This window comes from Hymenobacter lutimineralis, assembly GCF_008271285.1.
In the GTDB taxonomy this organism is placed as follows: domain Bacteria; phylum Bacteroidota; class Bacteroidia; order Cytophagales; family Hymenobacteraceae; genus Hymenobacter; species Hymenobacter lutimineralis.
On the sequence record NZ_VTHL01000029.1, the window covers coordinates 34,053 to 50,796 of the forward strand.

Annotated in this window: 18 protein-coding genes; 5 read left to right on the forward strand and 13 right to left on the reverse strand. The window is 57.7% G+C overall.

The genetic code is table 11. The features are described 5' to 3' along the window. Positions 1–32: 32 nt before the first annotated feature. Both FY528_RS19450 and FY528_RS19455 read right to left on the reverse strand, forming a co-directional pair. The gene (locus FY528_RS19450) at positions 33–293 is read right to left on the reverse strand and encodes a hypothetical protein (RefSeq protein ID WP_149072688.1); all 261 of its coding nucleotides are present in this window, start codon (positions 291–293) and stop codon (positions 33–35) included. Next, entirely contained in the window at positions 283–1,374 is a 1,092-nt protein-coding gene (locus tag FY528_RS19455) for a GIY-YIG nuclease family protein (protein WP_149072689.1), read from the reverse strand. Before FY528_RS19455 ends, FY528_RS19450 begins: the two co-directional genes overlap by 11 nt. 178 nt (positions 1,375–1,552) lie before the next feature. Between FY528_RS19455 and FY528_RS19460 the strand changes: the two genes are divergently transcribed. From FY528_RS19460 to FY528_RS19480, 5 genes are all read left to right on the forward strand, one after another. Further along, the gene (locus FY528_RS19460; protein ID WP_187632207.1) at positions 1,553–2,074 is read left to right on the forward strand and encodes an FtsZ/tubulin family protein; all 522 of its coding nucleotides are present in this window, start codon (positions 1,553–1,555) and stop codon (positions 2,072–2,074) included. 10 nt (positions 2,075–2,084) lie between these two features. Next, positions 2,085–2,381 (forward strand): hypothetical protein, encoded by a 297-nt coding sequence (locus FY528_RS19465; RefSeq protein WP_149072691.1) that lies wholly within the window; start codon positions 2,085–2,087, stop codon positions 2,379–2,381. A 157-nt stretch (positions 2,382–2,538) separates the two neighbouring features. Next, complete coding sequence (locus tag FY528_RS19470) at positions 2,539–3,450, forward strand: helix-turn-helix transcriptional regulator (RefSeq protein ID WP_187632208.1); 912 nt, start codon at positions 2,539–2,541, stop codon at positions 3,448–3,450. 80 nt (positions 3,451–3,530) lie between these two features. After that, positions 3,531–5,420, forward strand: coding sequence for a GmrSD restriction endonuclease domain-containing protein (locus FY528_RS19475; protein WP_187632209.1), 1,890 nt, complete (start codon positions 3,531–3,533; stop codon positions 5,418–5,420). Next, complete coding sequence (locus FY528_RS19480; protein WP_149072694.1) at positions 5,407–7,794, forward strand: DUF262 domain-containing protein; 2,388 nt, start codon at positions 5,407–5,409, stop codon at positions 7,792–7,794. The genes FY528_RS19475 and FY528_RS19480 overlap by 14 nt, the downstream gene beginning before the upstream one ends. A gap of 77 nt (positions 7,795–7,871) precedes the next feature. On the opposite strand, the gene FY528_RS19485 is transcribed toward FY528_RS19480, so the two are convergent. From FY528_RS19485 to FY528_RS19535, 11 genes are all read right to left on the reverse strand, one after another. Continuing rightward, entirely contained in the window at positions 7,872–8,255 is a 384-nt protein-coding gene (locus FY528_RS19485; protein WP_149072695.1) for a hypothetical protein, read from the reverse strand. A gap of 16 nt (positions 8,256–8,271) precedes the next feature. Next, positions 8,272–8,811 (reverse strand): hypothetical protein, encoded by a 540-nt coding sequence (locus FY528_RS19490; RefSeq protein WP_149072696.1) that lies wholly within the window; start codon positions 8,809–8,811, stop codon positions 8,272–8,274. A 6-nt stretch (positions 8,812–8,817) separates the two neighbouring features. After that, positions 8,818–9,330: a hypothetical protein gene (locus FY528_RS19495; protein ID WP_149072697.1), complete on the reverse strand. Its 513-nt coding sequence runs from the start codon at positions 9,328–9,330 to the stop codon at positions 8,818–8,820. Positions 9,331–9,363: 33 nt separating this feature from the next. Next, entirely contained in the window at positions 9,364–10,266 is a 903-nt protein-coding gene (locus FY528_RS19500; protein WP_149072698.1) for a DUF4138 domain-containing protein, read from the reverse strand. A 29-nt stretch (positions 10,267–10,295) separates the two neighbouring features. Continuing rightward, positions 10,296–11,060 carry a conjugal transfer protein TraK gene (locus FY528_RS19505; protein WP_149072699.1) on the reverse strand — a complete coding sequence of 255 codons (765 nt, stop codon included), beginning with the start codon at positions 11,058–11,060 and terminating at the stop codon, positions 10,296–10,298. Between the two features lie 64 nt (positions 11,061–11,124). Beyond that, positions 11,125–11,751 carry a hypothetical protein gene (locus FY528_RS19510; protein WP_149072700.1) on the reverse strand — a complete coding sequence of 209 codons (627 nt, stop codon included), beginning with the start codon at positions 11,749–11,751 and terminating at the stop codon, positions 11,125–11,127. Between the two features lie 18 nt (positions 11,752–11,769). After that, positions 11,770–12,885 carry a hypothetical protein gene (locus tag FY528_RS21370; RefSeq protein WP_187632210.1) on the reverse strand — a complete coding sequence of 372 codons (1,116 nt, stop codon included), beginning with the start codon at positions 12,883–12,885 and terminating at the stop codon, positions 11,770–11,772. Further along, a complete protein-coding gene (locus FY528_RS19520; protein WP_149072701.1) occupies positions 12,882–15,497 on the reverse strand; it encodes a VirB4 family type IV secretion system protein in 2,616 nt (871 codons plus the stop codon). The genes FY528_RS21370 and FY528_RS19520 overlap by 4 nt, the downstream gene beginning before the upstream one ends. Further along, positions 15,466–15,795, reverse strand: coding sequence for a hypothetical protein (locus FY528_RS19525; RefSeq protein WP_149072702.1), 330 nt, complete (start codon positions 15,793–15,795; stop codon positions 15,466–15,468). Before FY528_RS19525 ends, FY528_RS19520 begins: the two co-directional genes overlap by 32 nt. 9 nt (positions 15,796–15,804) lie before the next feature. Then, positions 15,805–16,185 carry a DUF4134 domain-containing protein gene (locus FY528_RS19530; protein ID WP_073288146.1) on the reverse strand — a complete coding sequence of 127 codons (381 nt, stop codon included), beginning with the start codon at positions 16,183–16,185 and terminating at the stop codon, positions 15,805–15,807. 100 nt (positions 16,186–16,285) lie between these two features. Continuing rightward, the coding region (locus FY528_RS19535) for a hypothetical protein (protein WP_222931843.1) at positions 16,286–16,744 on the reverse strand (459 nt) is incomplete at its 5' end.

A 16,744-nucleotide genomic window follows, 5' to 3' on the forward strand; every position in this document is an offset into this window, starting at 1 on the left:
ACTCATAATTATCGCCCATTCAAATAATCCTGCTAGATTTCTTCCCACTCACTGAGATGTGCTAGCGCGGATTCATAGCCTGGGAAGTCGTAAGCAATAATGTCTGCTAAGTATTCCTTCTCCCACTGCTTCGTGCCCGGGTGCAGCACATATACCGGCCGGGTTTTGTACTCCACCAGCAGTTGCCGAGTGTCGTTGCCATCTGTGAGAAACGGCGACAGTTTGAAGCACTTGATTTGGGCCAGGTCGAGCGTCAGGCCCGCGTGCGAGGTGATAGTTGATTTATTGTTCATGGGACGCTTTCTGGTTAAGGCCATGGGCGCGGGAGCCGAGCTTTTTCATAAAGAGGTATTCGCGCTTGATGACTTCGGGCCGAGTCATGGTTTTGGGCAGGGTCATCAGAATCGTGAATTGGAAATGCCGGCCGTGCTGCGCGTCGGCCGCCAAGAGTTTTACTAGTTCCGCGTTGCCCCCGTGGCCACGCGTGGCCACGTAATCCTTCCACCGGCCCCAAATGCCTTCCGTGCCGGAGGCAGAGCCAATGTATTGCTTCCCGCTGGACTGGTCCAGAATCAAATACACGCCGGCCGTGGCCGAGAGCATCCGGTACCACTCGTCGCGGGGCGACTGGCTCGTGATGAGTTGCGCCAGTTCCGCGAACGAGAGGGTGAAATCCAGATAGTCGGTGAAGGGCTGGCTGAATGGCTTGGGCTGAATTTCCAGCACCGTCTTACCCACTTCCGGCCGCAGCCATTGATGCCAGCTGAGCGCGGCGCGGCCCCAATCGAAGATGACCCGCTCTTTCAGGTCGTCAAAGCCAGGTACTTCAACCAGGTTGTAGTACAGATGCTCTTCCGTTCTCCGCTCAATACCCAGCACCTGGAAAACGCCCACGAAGCGGGAACGGCTGCCTGCCTCACCCAGGCATGCCACAATGAATTCGCATTTGTCAAAAACAGGATTCCCCTGCTGGCGCTGGTAATCAAGAAAGGCGGGGCGATGGTTGCGGTATAAGTCGTGAAGGTCCAGTTCGCCGCTGGCATCCCGGTGCCGGACGAGCTTGACCGTCTTGTCTTGGCGGGGCAGGCCGCGGGCATATAGTAATTCCTGCAGGGTGATGGGGTTGCCGGATGTACCTTCTTGCATGGTTTCCTTATACCGATAGGCGCAGCCATCCAGTACCCCTTTTTCCAGGCCAGGGTAGCTGAAGACAATCTCCCGGCCATCGGCATTCCGCAGAATGGCGCACAGCTGCTCCGGGCCAAAGCCCATCATATACGAGGCGGGACTTTCGGCTTCCGGATATCGCTGGTGGTAATCATTGAGCAATGTAGTCAGTTCGCTTTCGTGCTCTACATAGGATTGGTCGGTCATCGGAGTAGCGCCTTATAGTTAGTATTCCAACCTAATAAGGGCCAAAGAATGCGTCAATGCAAATCGAAGATATCCCGAACATTTAGCTCGTAAACGGCCTGAAATTTCGAGCTGAATGAGAACGACATGTTTTGTCGCTGTGGGCTTGCAACTTCGTGAGGAATCAGCCCGGCCCCTCATGCAAGATTATCCCATTCTGTCTCATCCTGAGCTTCCAACCCAAGCAGCGGCGCTATTGGCGCACTGGAAGCAGGAGGGAGTTGACCTGTCCGCCGTGCAGGCGCTGACGCCTGCCACAGAAAACAGGCTGCTGACGGTACTGCAGCATATTCTGACGGATACCGGCGAAATCAACGTGGACCACCAAGACGTGTGGGAAGTGTTGAGCGATGCAACTTCTCTGCAGTTTGGGATGGCAACCGGGGAAGGCCACAGCCGCGCTGAGGTGACGGGCCAACAGCTGTTGACCAGTTCCACGATGCTGGGTGATGGCTCGCTGCCTGCCCACCGGATGTTGCTGGCCATCCAAAGCGGGATGTCTGCTGAGTTGGAGATGGATGAGTTAACGCAGATTCTGGAGTATCTAATGGACCAGACCGGCCGCCAAGCTGAAGTCGTGTTTGGACATGGGCTTGAGCCTGCGCTCGGCGAAGGCATCCGGCTGCTGCTACTCGTAAGCCGGCGAATTATCCTGACTTAGCCACCGCTCCATGCTACGCGCCATTCGAGTCACAAAGTCTAATACCGAGGAGCACAAGCTACCTGCAGCCATCCCTGCCGTTCCCGCTGCGGTAGCGCTCTACGTGGCTTCCGTGGCCAGTCGATATCAAAATCAAGGGCTCAGCCTAGCTGAGTTGGTAGCGGCCGGTGAAGAAGGATGGCAGCAGGCACAGCAGCATTACGGGGCTGCCTCTGAGCAACTGGACCGGTGGGGTGCCTGGTGGGTCAAAGAAAGGATTCTACAAGTGCTGGAAACTATGCTGCCCAATGAGGAAGGCACTGCATAAATGCCTGTTTGCCCTTCATTGCCAATCCTTATCTTGCACCCTGCCTTGTGTGGATTTATGGCTTTCTGATAACGCTATGCTATTCTTTACTCTGTCAATTACGCCAAACGAATAGCCTGCTTACTTCATCTATCGCACGGTAGCTCCTATCCTTTTCGTGACCACCCACGCCCACTTTCTTCGTCAGCTACTGCTGGTACTGCGCCTGCAGAGCCTTCGCCGGGCTGTCCCTTTTGAGGAGTTGCGCGACTACCTGTTGGAGCAGACTTCGCTGCGGGACCTGGCCCCTAACTACTCGCAGCGCACCTTCCAGCGGGATTTACCCAAAATCGCGGAGCGCTTCGGCGTTACGATTGCGCATGACCGGCGAGCAGGCGGATACGTGGTTACCTCGACGGACCCGCTGCCGGAAGGCTACCAGCGGCTGCTCGATGCATTTGAGCTACAGGAATTCCTGCGGCTGCCAACGGCACTGAGCCCGTTTGTGCAGTGGGAATCCCGGCGGCCACTAGGCACGGAATGGCTGCAGCCGCTGCTGCGCGCCGTGCAGCAGCGCCGCCAAGTGGCGTTTCAGTACCACAAGTTCTGGGACGATGAGCCCTCGGCCCGCACTGTTTCCCCACTGTTGCTCAAAGAATTTAAAGGCCGCTGGTACCTACTGGCGCACGACCCGGCCCGCCAGGGGCTGCGGTGCTTTGGGCTGGACCGCATCCAGGCGCTGGAATCGACAGCGCATTCATTTGAGCCTCCTGCGGATTTTCAGCCCGAGGCGTACTACGCTCACAGCTTCGGCATTATTCGCCCGGACCATGAGCTACCGGCGGATATTGTACTGGCACTGAAACCAACGCAGGGCCAATACCTCAAGTCATTCCCACTGCACAGTTCACAGCGTGTATTGGTGGATACGGATGAGGAGCTACTGATTCAGTTGACTGTCTACAACACCCATGACCTGCTGATGGAGTTGCTGTCTCTCGGCGACCAGGTGCAAGTGCTAGCTCCTGCTTCACTCCGAGCCCAGCTAAAGCAGATTCATGCTGCTGCAGTTTCATGCTGTACTACATAGTGGTCCAAGAGAGCCTTAAGCCAACAACTTTCCAAACCCAAACACTTCCTAATCAACTTCACGCAACTGCCTTGTGCTTCATGGAAAACGCTGTACGACTCTATTCCATAGGCGAACTACTTGGGAAAGATTTCTTTATCCCGTCTTATCAACGCGGCTATCGCTGGGATAAACAACAAGTAGTTGACCTATTAAATGACATATCTGAATTTGCTAACAAAAAGAACAAGAACCCTGGGGAGTTCTATTGCTTGCAGCCTATTGTAGTTCGTCCCTGCGCTGAAGTTGCTACTGCAACTGAGCCAGGTTACCCAAAGCAAAGCTGGGAAATTGTCGATGGGCAGCAACGGCTCACAACTCTGAAAATCCTGTTTCTCTACCTGACGCGGGTGCATCTGCCGCAGGATGAGTCTTTTGCCAGTGCCTATGGCAATGATGTGTTTACGCTACGGTATGAAACGCGGAACGATACCAACCGTTTCCTAGAGCACATTAGCGAAGGCAATGAGGATAGTATTGATTCTCATTACATATCCCAGGCTTATACCTATATCCGGGAGTGGTTTGAAAGCCGAGGGCCACAGCGACCAGCCCGTGATACGATAATCGGGACGCTGGTAGGAACCCCCGAGCATCCCAATGTTCAGGGCATGGTAAAGGTCATCTGGTATGAGCTGGCCAAAGAAGAGAACCCCATTGAAAGTTTCACCCGCATCAATCTGGGTAAGATACCTTTAACGAACGCTGAGCTAATCAAAGCCTTATTTCTGCAGACCCGAAACTTTGGTCAGGATGCCAATGAGTTAGGTAAATTGCAACAACTCGAAATTGCCGGTGAATGGGACCGCATAGAAAATGCATTGCAAAACGATGACCTGTGGTGGTTCCTGAACAAAGGAGCAAACAATGCCAGCGCCCGTATTGAGTTCGTTTTTGAGGTTATTCGTCAACAGGAGCGGCAGAAGGACCCTGAACTAGATAAGAAGACGGGTACGGATGGCCACGCCACCTTCCGCTTTTACTACTTGCGAGCCAATGCTGACCCCTCGCATGAGTTTATCAAGCAGGAATGGGGAAAGGTGGTCACGCGCTTCAATCAGATGCTGGAGTGGTACCTCCATCCTGAGTGGTACCATTATGTAGGCTTTCTGATTCATTGTGGGGAGCGTGTAGAAGACTTATTAGCTCTTTACGATGCACCTACCAAGGGTGACATTACTAAGCGCTTAAAAGCTAAGATTGCGGCTAAGCTGGTCGATAAATCAGTCGGTGTAGTGGAATGGGCCCACGATGCCAAGGACGGGGAGGCGTACCTGAATGTTAGCTATGACAACCGTGAGCTAGTTCGCCGGGTGCTGCTGCTCTTCAACCTGCAGGAAGTAATCCGGCAGCGCCACTCTTCCCTAGGCTTCACACGATTCCCTTTTAAGGCCTTCAAGCTTGAAAAGTGGGACATCGAACACATTGATTCATCCTCAGAAAATCCGCTTATCGTGTTGCAAGACCAACTTAGTTGGCTGGACGCGGCATTGCACGATTTGCCCCAACTCAGTAATCATGCTGACTTGGTTCAACGCATTGAAGACTTTCGGGCAGCACAAAAGAGTGAGGACCGGGAGGAGTTCCAGGATATCCAGCAGGACATCATCAAACTGGCGGGGGAAGAAGCCAATGACGAGCTAACGAAAAACAACATTGGTAATTTGACCCTGCTGGATGCGAGTACCAACCGCTCCTATGGAAACGCCCTTTTTGTAACCAAGCGGAGAATAATCATTGAAAATGACGGGGCAGGGAATTTTATCCCGCCTGCTACTAAAAATGCCTTCCTGAAGTATCACGACAAGAAAGGTATCCACCGAACCAGTTGGGGCATTGACGACATTCGTGCTCACCGCAATCAGATAGCCACCGAATTACACGATTTTTTGCCCACTAAGCCGACCAATAAGCAAGATGAGAAAGTATAACTTGGAAGAGCTGCTGGCCGGTGAAATTGGCATGGCGGCGCAGGAGCCTATCCGCTTTGCCGGCGTGCAGGTGCCCATGATTCAGCGCGACTACGCGCAAGGGCGAAAGTCGGAGGAAGCTGTGCGAAGCCGGTTTCTGTCGGCTCTGTTCGAAGCATTGAGCGGAAACAATCAACTAACACTAGACTTTGTATATGGCTCTGTCCAACTTTTAGACAAAAAGCCATATTTCGTACCACTTGATGGGCAGCAGCGCCTGACAACGCTGTTTTTGCTCTACTGGTACATCGGAAACCGTGAGCTGACCGGCGAGGATAAGACGAAGCTTAATGCCTGGCTGGGTAAGTTTAGCTACGCAACCCGCAGCACTGCCCGTGACTTTTGCGACAAGCTCACAAGCGTTGACATAGACCCTGCTACCAAACCCAGCCAGACAATTCGCAATCTTGCCTGGTTTTACAGCAGCTACCAGCAGGACCCAACCGTCCAAGCCATGTTGGAAATGCTGGATGCCATACACAAAAAGTACACCGAGGCAGCTGCAACAGACCTGTTTCCTGCGCTAAAGCAGTTGTCGTTCTATGTACTGCCACTTGACGGTTTCGGGCTTTCGGATGAGCTATACATCAAAATGAATGCCCGAGGCAAGCAACTCACAGGCTTCGAGAACTTTAAAGCGGATTTTATCGACTGGTTGCGAGCCGAAACCAATCCGGAGCGCGGGGAATTTGCTGAACTTGTTGACTTAAATGGTCGCAGTATTCCTTTCGTTGAGGCCTTCACCATCAAGCTGGATACGACTTGGACCGACCTATTCTGGCGAAATGCCAGGGTCGACAACACAGTAGATGCAGCTTACATGCGTTTCTGGCAACGCTTTTTGCTGGCTATGCATTTCGTGGAACCTAATCCGGTTGCGGAAGAGACTTCGTTGCCGTCCGCATTAGATAACGGCCCGCACAATGAGGTTTACAAGGGCTTTGCACTCTACAGAGCTCTTTTTGCGAAACCTGGGCGTGTGAAAGCGGCAGCCCGGCTGTTGGATAAATTATCTGACCATTACGATGCAATTGGCATAGCCATTAAAGAGTCTTGGGGAGAACAACCCAATAACTGGCACCTACTGGCCGCTTCCATCACCCAGCAGCAACGCATCCTGTTTTACGCGGTACTGCGCTACCTGGAAACCGAATCATTTGACCAGCAAGCGCTACGCCAGTGGTTGCGGGTGATTTGGAACATCAGTGTGGACCCCGATATGCGTAGTGTTGATGCGATGGTTGCCGTCATGCGAATAGTCGGTAAGTTGGCAAAGGGCGCTGGTAACATCTATGAATTCCTGCTATCTGCTGAGTGCGATGAGATAGCCAAAGCGGAGCGTTCGTCCTTTATCAAATCTCAGCTGGGAGAGGAGCAACTCAAAGCACGGTTGATACAGGACGACGCTGATTGGGAGCCAATACTGGTAGCAAGTGAAAAGCATCCTCTTTTTCAGGGGAACATCACGTTCTTGTTGCTTGATGAACTTACCATTGAGGATTTCCAGCATAGAGCGTCCCTTGCGGCACACTTGTTTTCAATAAAGGGCACAAGCGAATCCTATAAGAAAGGTCACTTACTGATTCGTGCTGTTATCAGTCAAGCTCCTGATTGGGATTGGCTCACGGGCTTGGATATGCGGGATGATGCCAATAACTGGCGGCTGCTTTTAAGGCGTAGGCCGACAGTTATGAATTTCATGCGGCGTCTTTTGTGCATGAATGATGAGCAGGCTGTGAGTGAGGAATTAAATCGCTTAGTCACTCAGCCTTCCACTCTACAATCAGGCAGTGAGCATCAGCATGTACATGAACATCTTTATCTCGAACCCAGATTGCAAAACTGGATACAACGGCAGGACGTGGATGCCACAGACTTAAGATGGAGGTATGACCATATTTTTGCACACAAATACTATGGGCGTGATTACACGCGGGTTAGACTCGATACGTACCGTAACGAAATAGCCAACGGCTTGATTGAGCATCTGGGTTTTACCACAGAGCAGCGATGCGGTACCAGCAATTGTTTCTGGGGTGATACCGTGTCGTTGTTTCGGATTGAGGACGATTGGACGATTATGGCCTACTTCGACGAATACGAGACCTTACGTATTGGTGTCCGCCATTCAGATGGGTTGGCCCTAACAGAGAATGAACCTGTTTCTGAAGCAGAACACAACGAATACTGGTTGATACGGAAATCATACGCATATGATGATGTTACTAGTGCTAAACTGGCATCTGAACTTATCCAGCGTATCAAGGAAGAATTGTTTGATAGCGGGTTTTTTCAAACTCGCATTAGTGTCCTAGCAGTTGCGGCAACTAGCTGATGCTTTACTCTGAATAACGACAAAGCCTAACCATTCACTGGTTAGGCTTTGTCGTTATTAGGAACGAACCCAAAAATCTATTCTCCGATGACGTACACCGGTACGGCCTGCGCGTCAACGCCCCAGCCGGTTTCCTTCTTGACCTCTCTGCCATCCAGCAGGATAGCGCAGGTGATTTCCGAGGCCGCCGTACCGCCGTCGATGCTGGCCAGAATGGTCAGGTTGTCGCCTTGCTTCATGGTCCGCTTAAACTTGTAGCTCACCGGCAGCGGCGTGTTGCTGAGCGTCGTATTGCCGCCGCTTTCGTTGGTGTAGCTCAGGTAGTCCGAGGTTGGAGCATTGGAGGTAACCTTGTATTCTACCTGATACTCTTTCGGGCCGGAGGGCGTGGCATCGTTGTCTTTCGAGCAGCTCGTGACCAGAGCCGCGCAGCTCAACAGTAGATAGGCAAGTCGTTTCATAGGTCAGAAGGAGTGATTAGCGAAAGTGATACCGTAGGCCAATGCTGGCCAGGCCTGGCCATTGGTCGACCAGCGGATTATTGAACAGGTAGCCTTTGGTGCCCGTGGCCACGAGCGAAAGCCGGTTGCCGAGGAAGAAATCCGCTTCGGCTCCCACCTGGGGACCGTAGGTGAAGCGCTGTGGCTCTTTCGCACCGGTCATCATCTCCCCCGTGCCGTTCTGGTTGGTCCACTCGTAGCCCGCGCCTGCACCCACCAGCAGGTGCACGTAGGCCACCTCCCCGAGGCGGAACAGCTGGGGCGAGAGCAGAACCCGGCCCTGATACACCGAGTATTCGCCGCGAGTAGTCAGGGTGCCGTGCTCATAGCCCCCGCTCAGGCGTAGGGCCAGGTGGTTGGTGAGCATGGGCGTATAGCTCAATTCGTAGTAGTCGCCGGTTTTGGAGCGGCCGAGGTGGGCCCCCCAGGAGGCCAGGTGCTTGACGTGCCGCTGGGCGGAGGCCGGCAGAATGCCGACCCCCGCGAGCAGAAGCACCACTAACAGAAGCTTTTTCATAGGATGCTAGCGCGGTCGTGCACGGTCCATTTTAATCAGCGCGTTCCGGCTGAGGGTCGAGGCGTACACTGCTTCGGCGGCCTGGTGGGCGGGGCCGGCCTGGGAAGCTTCCATGAATAGCCGGTCGCCCTGCTCGCGCAGCTGCATAGCCTTAATCAGGTTGTCGTTCGAGGAGTTCAGGGCAGCTATCCGCTCGCCCTCGGTCATGGCGTAACGGCCCGGATTCTTCAGCGTGGCCTGCATTTCCACGCTTTGCGCGGTCATCTCGTCGGCAATCTTGTAGTAGTTCACGGCCATAGCCAGCTTGCGCTTGGCCATCATCTCTTCGGCCGCAAACAGGGAAACCGTGGATTCTTCGCGCTTGGCCTGGTACTGGTCGCTGGTCATGTTGCCGTTGGGGTCGGCCGAACTGGTGCCGAAGCGCGAGAACACGTCGTACATCGTATTTACGTCCTGCATGGGGTTGGTCAGTTGCAGGGCCTGCCGCAGGCGCTGGGCTTTGGCGTAGACGGGCATCATCTGGTTGGTCTGGCTGCGGCCATAGCAGCGGCGTTAGATGGTAGAGGCTCGATTGATGACCCGCGAAGGCACTGGCAGCACCAGAACCCGCGCCCCGTTCAACTCCCGCAGGGTCACTTCCAGGTAGCCCCGGTCAGTGGCCGCGTAGAGCGGAATAGCATAGGTCAGGTAGCCAGTGGTGCGGCCCGTAACTACTTGGTTGGCTAAGCCGCCCGAGGGAGCCAGCGGCCGGCGCGCTTCGTTCTTCTTGCGGGCCAGGAACTTCTTATGGGCGTTTTCCACCAGCTGGAAGTCGGTGAAATCGACGTTGTAGTCAATGGCCGAGTGGTTGATGACCTTGAAGCGCAGGTAAGTAAAATCCTTGTCGTTGCGCACGTTGGCCAGCGACAAGACCAGGTCGTTGTCGAAGACGGCCACGGCCTGATGCTCTTCCCGCGTTTTGCGCAGCTGGCTGAGCTTGCCCTCCACGGCCGCCTTCTTCTCCCGCTCCTTGTCCAGGGCCAGCTCATTCTCCGGGGCCGCGCCGGCCGCCGTGCCCTCGCTGGTGCTGCCGCTCACGCTTAACGCACCGTCTTTCTGAAAGTCGTAGAGCTGCAGCACCGGCCGGTTCACGTACACGAGGCGGCCCATCCAGTATTTGGAGCCGTAGCGAATGAGGATGGGCGTGGGCGGCGCGGACTTGCGGCGGGCGCGCACGAACACGGCGTTAGCTTCAATCTTCACCAGGTAGTTATTGGCCATGCCCACGTCGACCAGCGACACGGGGCCGCCGAAAACGAGGTAAGTAGTGGAGCTGTCGGACACGGCCACGTCCAGCAGCGCCGGGACCGCCGGTGGTGCCGCGGCGGGCCGCAGCACGGCCGTGGAGGATTGGGCTGACGTGGCCGACGCCAGCAGCAGGGGCAGGCTCAAGGCCAGCAAAAGTTTGGAAAACATAGTGCGATGCGCTTGGAGAAAGGATAGGATTAGTTGCCCGTTGCGGGGGCGGCGGGTGTAGCCGGAGCTGCGGCCGGGGACGGCGCGTCGCCGGCTGCGGGAGCCAGGGCCCCGGCGCTGCGCTGGGCTTCCAGCAGAGCCCGCTGCCGGTCGGCTTCCTGCTCCTTCAGGGCCTGTAGCTCCTCCCGCGACACTTGCGGGTTGTAGGGGATGTAGTCGAAGTTGGTGATGAGCATGCCGTAGGGGTTGGCATCGGAGCGGTTGGTTTCGGTCAGGTTGAACTTGGCGGCCAGCGGCAGGGGCTCTTTCTGCTCGCCCCCGATGAAGATGCGCTGCTTGATGTACACCCGACCCGACCAGGGCCGGTGGTTCATGTCGATGCTCACGCTGTCCACTGTCACCACGTTGCGGGCGGCGTACCGCTCGTAGTTCTGCAGCACCTGCCCCCGCGTGAAGCCATCGTAGATGCGCCGGCCGCCGCGTCCCTCAATCAGGGGCAGGGCCGCATCCAGGTTGGTTTTGTAGGTGTATTGGTCGTGGCCGAACATGGTCTGCATGAAGTTGCGCACCAGGTTGCGGGCCTCGTAGGGCGTGTGGGTTTCGGTGGTGGGCGCGGAGAGGGCGGCCACCGAGCCGGTCTGGCCTACCACGTACACGCGCCGGCCGCTGTTCTCGTAGGCGCGGTACACCAGAAAGCCCGCCGCCAGCGACACGAGCAGCAGGGCCAGGACGCTCCCCATCGCCAGGTTGCGCATGGTGGAGAATGAGGTACTTAGGTTTTTAGCGGAGTCCATTAAAAAGGCTGATTAAGTCAACGGGAGATGATTGGCGAGGCCGGGGCTTTCTTCCCCACTGCCCCTAGTTGGCCAGGGGCAGGTACACTTGCTTATTCTGGTAGGGGTACACCAGCAGCCGCTGCGCGTTATCCCGGTCGAGGTAGGTGTAGAGCACCCCTTGTACCGTGACGGGCTCCCCGGGCCGCACCTGCATGACCTTGCTGCCCACGCTCATCTCCGAGATGTAGAAGCGCATCAGTGAGTCTTTTGGCGTCTGCAGCACCAGCAGGGCTGATTTGGGCTTGGTCTCCACGTAGCCCGTGGGCTTCCAGCGCAGCACCGCCTCGAACGGAATCTTGTAGCCGGGGCCTACCTTGGGGTAGCCCGGCTTCACCCCGATGCGCCACATAGGCGGCAGGCTGAGCGTGATGGGCTGCAGGGCCTGCCCCTTCACCGACACCAACTCCAGGTAGCCTTCGGCCGGCAGCAGCTGCTCCACGCCGGCCCGCACGTCAACCGCCGAGGCCGGCCGGGCCGGGGGCAGCGCGTAAGCCGCTTTTTGAGCCGCCATACGGGCCTGCTCCGCAGGGCTTTCCGCTTGCGCTTCCAGCGCGTCGGCGAGGGCCGCGTTGGCTTTTTCTTCTTTGGATTGACAGGCAGTGGCCAGGCCCAGGGTCAGCAGGGCCAGGTAGCGGGTGGGATAGTTCATCGGAAAGGAGGGGATTGGTTAGGCCGTCCACAGCCCGGAGGGCCGTTGTCGGTAGGAAGGATTGAGGGCATCGGACATGGTAATGGATGGCAGGCCTGCCGAAGCCGAGCTGCCGCCGCTTGGGGCCGGGCTAGGGTCGGCTGAGCCGCCACCCCCACTATTGCCCCCGCCGGAGCCACCCCCGCCCGAGGTGCCGCCGCTGCTCATGGCCCGGCCGATGGCCCCGGACACGCCGTGGCCGCCGCCGGCCATGCCGGCTGAAACACCGGCCGCCGCCGCTGCCGCCGAAGTAGCCATGCCCACCACGGAGCCCACGAACCCTTGCGCGGCCGAGGAGCCGATAAACAGGCTCGTCAGGTAGGGCACCATGAGGTAGAGCATGATGAAAGCCACGGAGACAATCAGCTGGCGGGTATCCGACTCCGCCGCCACCGGGGCGGAGAAAACCCCGCCAAACGTGGTGTTGGAAGCCGTGTAGAAGGTGTAGAGCAAATCCAGTAGGGCGAACGAGAGCCCCCAGAACTGCACGGCCAGGAAGTTCTGCAGCCACTTGATGGCCAGCTGGCCAAAGGCCGGCACCACCGACAGGCACAGGGAAATGGGGCCGCACACGAACAGGAATCCCAGAATGAACTGCTGGATGAACTGCATGATTTGCCGAATCAGCAGCACCACTTCCCCGGTCACCAGCTGCAGCAGAATGTTGGTCAGGCTGAACGAGGTGATGGTTTTGAGCAGGTTGGCTATTTCCTGCGCCCCTTGCTCCACCACCGTTTTCTGGGAGAGCGTTTCCGAGGTGCTGATGGTCGCGCCCAGCGCCGAAGCAGCCGTGGAGCCGTCGGGGGTGGCAAACATGCGGGTGAACCCGGCAATGCCCGAGCTGAGCGTGTCAATCAGGTCCTTATAGAAGAAGAGCAGGAAGAATATCCAGACGGCCTTGATGATGGGGCCCCAGTCCATGGCCAGCCCGTTGCCCGAGATAAAGCCGCGCCCAATGGTGTAGAGCAAGGCAATGAGCATGAATGTGGGCGTGATGTAGCGGCAGGCGCGCAGCACGATTTGCAGGGTCTGGTCGCAGGCGCTCAGAAAGCCCGGGTCAGCCCCGTAGGCGACCATTAGGTACAGGCTGCTCATTGGGCCAGGACGCCCTTGCGGGCCTGTTTATCCTCCACAAACTGGTCAACGGCGTAGTCCAGCCGCTGCACCTTCACGGGCTCGTATTGCGTGTTGCCCTCGGCGTCCAGCTTCGGCCGGCCGTTTCGGTCGAGCACCGGCTTCAGGTTGGTCTGCTGATAGAACTTGACCAGCTTGTTGAGGTAGTTGCGCTCCACGGGCTTGGAGGTCAGGATGGCGTCGAGCTGCGGCGAGGCCTCCACCCCGAATATCTTGCCCTTCGCGCCCTGCTTGATGAATATCTCGCGCAGCGCCTCGGTGGAGCGCACCGACTTAATCAAATCCATCTCGTGGCCGGTCAGGCCCAGCGGGGCCTGCAGCTGGGCCAGCGAGTCGGGGTTGACGTGGCGCAGGATAATCTTGGTGGCCGAGTTGTTGATGATGGCCGGCCCGATTTTGCTGCTGGTAATCTCGGTGATGCCCTGGGTGATGATGGTGACCGAGCCGTTGGTTTTGCGGATGGTGCGGTACATCGACTCGATGAACTCCGAGAGCACGCCCGAGAGCATGGTCCAGGCCTCGTCCAGGGCGATGTACTTGATGTCGTCGGGAAACTTGCGGAACAGGTCCAGGCTCAGCTCGGTGATGAGCATGGCCACCACGGGGTAGAGGTCCGGGTCGGCCTGCACCTTAGCCAGGTCGAAGCAGATGAGCCGGTGCTCCGACAAGTCCACGTCGCGCTTGGCGTTGAGCACCCGCTCGTAGCGCCCGCCGCTGATGTACTGGCCCAGCACCAGGAAGAACTGGTGCATGTCGATGTACTTCAGATTCTTCTGGTACTGCCGGCGGGCCCCGTCCAGCGGGTCGGGCTCCAACCCGTCGCCGGGTTGCGCAACGGGCTTCTGCATCTCGTGGTCGAACTGCTCCACGAAGCGGTAGAAGCTTTCCATGCCAGGAAACTCCTCGTCCTTCTGGTTCAGACGGTCACTTTCGTTCAGGCAGGCGTAGTACTCAATCAGAAAGCGCGAGAGAATAGTGCGCTCCGACTTGTCCAGCCCGGTATCCTTGCCGCCCTTCCACAGGGCGGCGAGCAGGGCCAGGTGGAAGTTGGTTTTCTCGTCGTTGTAGAGCCACTTGCCCGCCGCGTCGCGGGGCACGACGAAGGGGTTGAACTCGATGGGCCGCTGCGGGTCGTACTCGAAGTAGGTGTTGTCGAAGTCCTCGCCGTTGAGCGACTGCAGCACGTTGCGGTAGGTACCGCCCACGTCCATGATGATTTGCCGCGCCCCTTTCTCGAAGCGCTGCACAATCAGGTTGCCGAAGGTGTAGCTCTTGCCTGAACCCGAGGGCCCGATGACAATGGCGTTCTGGTTGTCCAGGGCCGTGTTGAACAGGTTTACCTGCACCAGGTTGCGGAACCGGTCGGTGAGGTACTCCCCCACCGGGTCCGTCTTGTAGGTAGCCGTCCAGTGGGTGTAGCAGGCGCCCCGGTCCGACGAGCAGGTCAGCCAGCGGTCCGGCACCTGGTAGGCGTTGCCGGGCAGCAGGCCGAAGAACACGGGCAAAGCCAGGTAGCTTTCCACCACGCTTTCCGTGCCGAACATGTAGCGGAACGCCGCCGTGGCCCGCTCCACGTTTTCGCGGCGGCTGTTGTCGTTGGTATCCCACAGCAGCAGGGACAGATGCAGGCCCACAATCTGCTTGTTCTCGGCCCGCACCTCAGCGGTAAACTCCTCAACCTCCGCTGCCCGCAGCGCATTATCCTGCGTGGAGAGAAACGAGAGCGAGGCGTTGAGCTTACGGTCGGTATCCAGCGAGCTAAGCTCGGCGCGGGTATCCTGAACCAGCAGGGCCTGCGTCAGGATGTGCGGGCACTGCAGGACGTGGGTGAGTGGGTAGAGCATCGGCGCGGTGACGCCGTAGCTGTTCTTCACCGCCGGGTGGGCCTCGCTGCCCTGGCCTACCATGGAGAGAATATTTACCCGGTGCTCGCCCACGCTGAGCGCGCCCATGTCGTTGCCAATCTCGCGCTCCTGCCGGGTGGGCTGGCTATCGAAGCTGAGGTTGAAATACTGCAGGTAAAGCTGGTGCATCTCCCGGCCGCCCAGGCGCTCAAACGCAACGCCGCCCAGGTTCTTGATGCCCTGCACGAATTCTACGGCGCTGGTCTCGGCCAATTCCAGGGTCTGGACGAGCTGCGCGAAGGGATTTTTCATCAGCGCTTCGCCGGCGCGGGCCACCAGCGCATTCACGGCGTTAGTGCGGGGCGCTTTTACCGCCACCGGTGCGAAGGAGAGAAACAGGTAGGACTTCTGAAACAGCACCAGCCGCTCGAAGAAGTGCTTGTTCATCTTGCCCTCGAAGTAGGTCTGCTGCGTCTTGTCCTCGCGGTAGGGCCGGTCGTAGTAGATGTCGGTTTTCTGCACGATGGTGCCCACCGGCAGAGGGCGCAGCACGCCCACCAGCGCCGTCTGGAAAGCCTCGTAGTCGTCCACCGTCCAGCTTTCCATCTCGGCTGGCTCAATGACGAAACCCACCGCGACGCGACCATCCTTGAAGACCACCTTGTCGCCCTCGAAGCTGTGCACGGGCATCACGGCGTCAAACGCGGCCGTTTTTGGTTTTTTTGCCATGAAGAGTGGGAATGGGAAGGGAGCCCACCGCCAGGCGGCGAGGCTGGATGAACGTGTAGGAGAGCCAGCCCATCAGGAAGCCGGGAGCTTGCGTGCGGGTGAGGTAGCGCAGGCTCAGAATCAGGCCCACTTCCGTGAGGATGACCACCAGATAGACCATGCGCGGAATCTTGACGGCCATGCCCAGGAAGCCCAGTAGCAGCACGGAGCCGATGAACAGGCCCACCAGCAGCCCCAGGTCCTGCAGGTTCATGCCCAGCACCTGCGCGGGGCGCTCAATGGATTTGTAGGAACGCATAGCAGCGGCCTAGTCGGTGATACCACCCCCGTCGCTGCCACCCACGGCGCTGACCAAATCGTCCTTGAAGAGCTGGAAGCCGAACCAAAGCAGCACCCCGCCCACCAGCCAGCCTAAGGAACCCAGCGCGTCGGGTGAGCCCTGGATAAACTTCATTACCACCCGAATCAGGCCGATAATCAGGATGATTGCGAAGATGACCTGCACGATGCCAATCACCTTTTCCTTGACCTGGGTGAGGGCCGCTTCGGCGCTTTGCGCCCGCGCCGCGCCGGTGGAGAGGGCCAGCACCGTCAGTAGCGCGTAGCCGCGCTGCTCCAGCTTGGAAGGTTGGTAGGCTTTGCCGGCTACCACCAGGTTTGCCGCCAGATTGAGGGGTTTGTTGAGCATAGGAGTAAGAAAAAAAGGGGAAGGAAGTAGGGCGCTTATCGCCCGAAAAGCAGGGCAGACAGAGCGCGGAAATAAGGTGTAGCGCCGGAGGGAGGTATGGCTAGGCGGAGCCTTCCTTGATGAGGGCAGTCAGGGCGGCTTTCTGGCTATCCGTGCCGATGCGGAGGGCCGCCCGGTTGCTTTTTCTCAGCTCTGCGGCGGCTTTGCGGTTGGCCTCATCATTCCTGGTGCGCGTGGCTTCCGTGAGCGGGTTGCTGTAGATGGCCTGGGGCACGGTGGCTTCCCCGGCCGCTTCTGGTTCGGCCGGCTCGCTGTCGGCAGCTGTAGCCGCTTCGGCCGTGGCCGGTGCTACCGCGGGGTCTGTCCTATCAGTGCTGAGCATATCCAGCACATTCACCTTTGCGCCGGGTGCGTGGCGCGAGGACTGCAGCGGGGCTGTACGCTTCCCTAGAAAGTGAGCCAGTAGTGAGTAGAGAAAGCCGTAACTTTCACTACCTGACGACTGATAAATGAAAAAGGGACGATTCAGCGAGGCCCAGATTGTGGCCATTCTGCAACA

Coding starts and splice junctions, on each gene's coding strand:
- FY528_RS19465 (WP_149072691.1), top strand. CDS start 2,085: ATGCTACGCGCCATTCGAGTCACAAAGTCTAATACCGAGGAGCACAAG.
- FY528_RS19530 (WP_073288146.1), bottom strand. CDS start 16,185: ATGCTCAACAAACCCCTCAATCTGGCGGCAAACCTGGTGGTAGCCGGC.
- FY528_RS19475 (WP_187632209.1), top strand. CDS start 3,531: ATGGAAAACGCTGTACGACTCTATTCCATAGGCGAACTACTTGGGAAA.
- FY528_RS19460 (WP_187632207.1), top strand. CDS start 1,553: ATGCAAGATTATCCCATTCTGTCTCATCCTGAGCTTCCAACCCAAGCA.
- FY528_RS19480 (WP_149072694.1), top strand. CDS start 5,407: ATGAGAAAGTATAACTTGGAAGAGCTGCTGGCCGGTGAAATTGGCATG.
- FY528_RS21370 (WP_187632210.1), bottom strand. CDS start 12,885: ATGAGCAGCCTGTACCTAATGGTCGCCTACGGGGCTGACCCGGGCTTT.
- FY528_RS19450 (WP_149072688.1), bottom strand. CDS start 293: ATGAACAATAAATCAACTATCACCTCGCACGCGGGCCTGACGCTCGAC.
- FY528_RS19510 (WP_149072700.1), bottom strand. CDS start 11,751: ATGAACTATCCCACCCGCTACCTGGCCCTGCTGACCCTGGGCCTGGCC.
- FY528_RS19520 (WP_149072701.1), bottom strand. CDS start 15,497: ATGGCAAAAAAACCAAAAACGGCCGCGTTTGACGCCGTGATGCCCGTG.
- FY528_RS19485 (WP_149072695.1), bottom strand. CDS start 8,255: ATGAAACGACTTGCCTATCTACTGTTGAGCTGCGCGGCTCTGGTCACG.
- FY528_RS19455 (WP_149072689.1), bottom strand. CDS start 1,374: ATGACCGACCAATCCTATGTAGAGCACGAAAGCGAACTGACTACATTG.
- FY528_RS19490 (WP_149072696.1), bottom strand. CDS start 8,811: ATGAAAAAGCTTCTGTTAGTGGTGCTTCTGCTCGCGGGGGTCGGCATT.
- FY528_RS19495 (WP_149072697.1), bottom strand. CDS start 9,330: ATGATGCCCGTCTACGCCAAAGCCCAGCGCCTGCGGCAGGCCCTGCAA.
- FY528_RS19525 (WP_149072702.1), bottom strand. CDS start 15,795: ATGCGTTCCTACAAATCCATTGAGCGCCCCGCGCAGGTGCTGGGCATG.
- FY528_RS19505 (WP_149072699.1), bottom strand. CDS start 11,060: ATGGACTCCGCTAAAAACCTAAGTACCTCATTCTCCACCATGCGCAAC.
- FY528_RS19500 (WP_149072698.1), bottom strand. CDS start 10,266: ATGTTTTCCAAACTTTTGCTGGCCTTGAGCCTGCCCCTGCTGCTGGCG.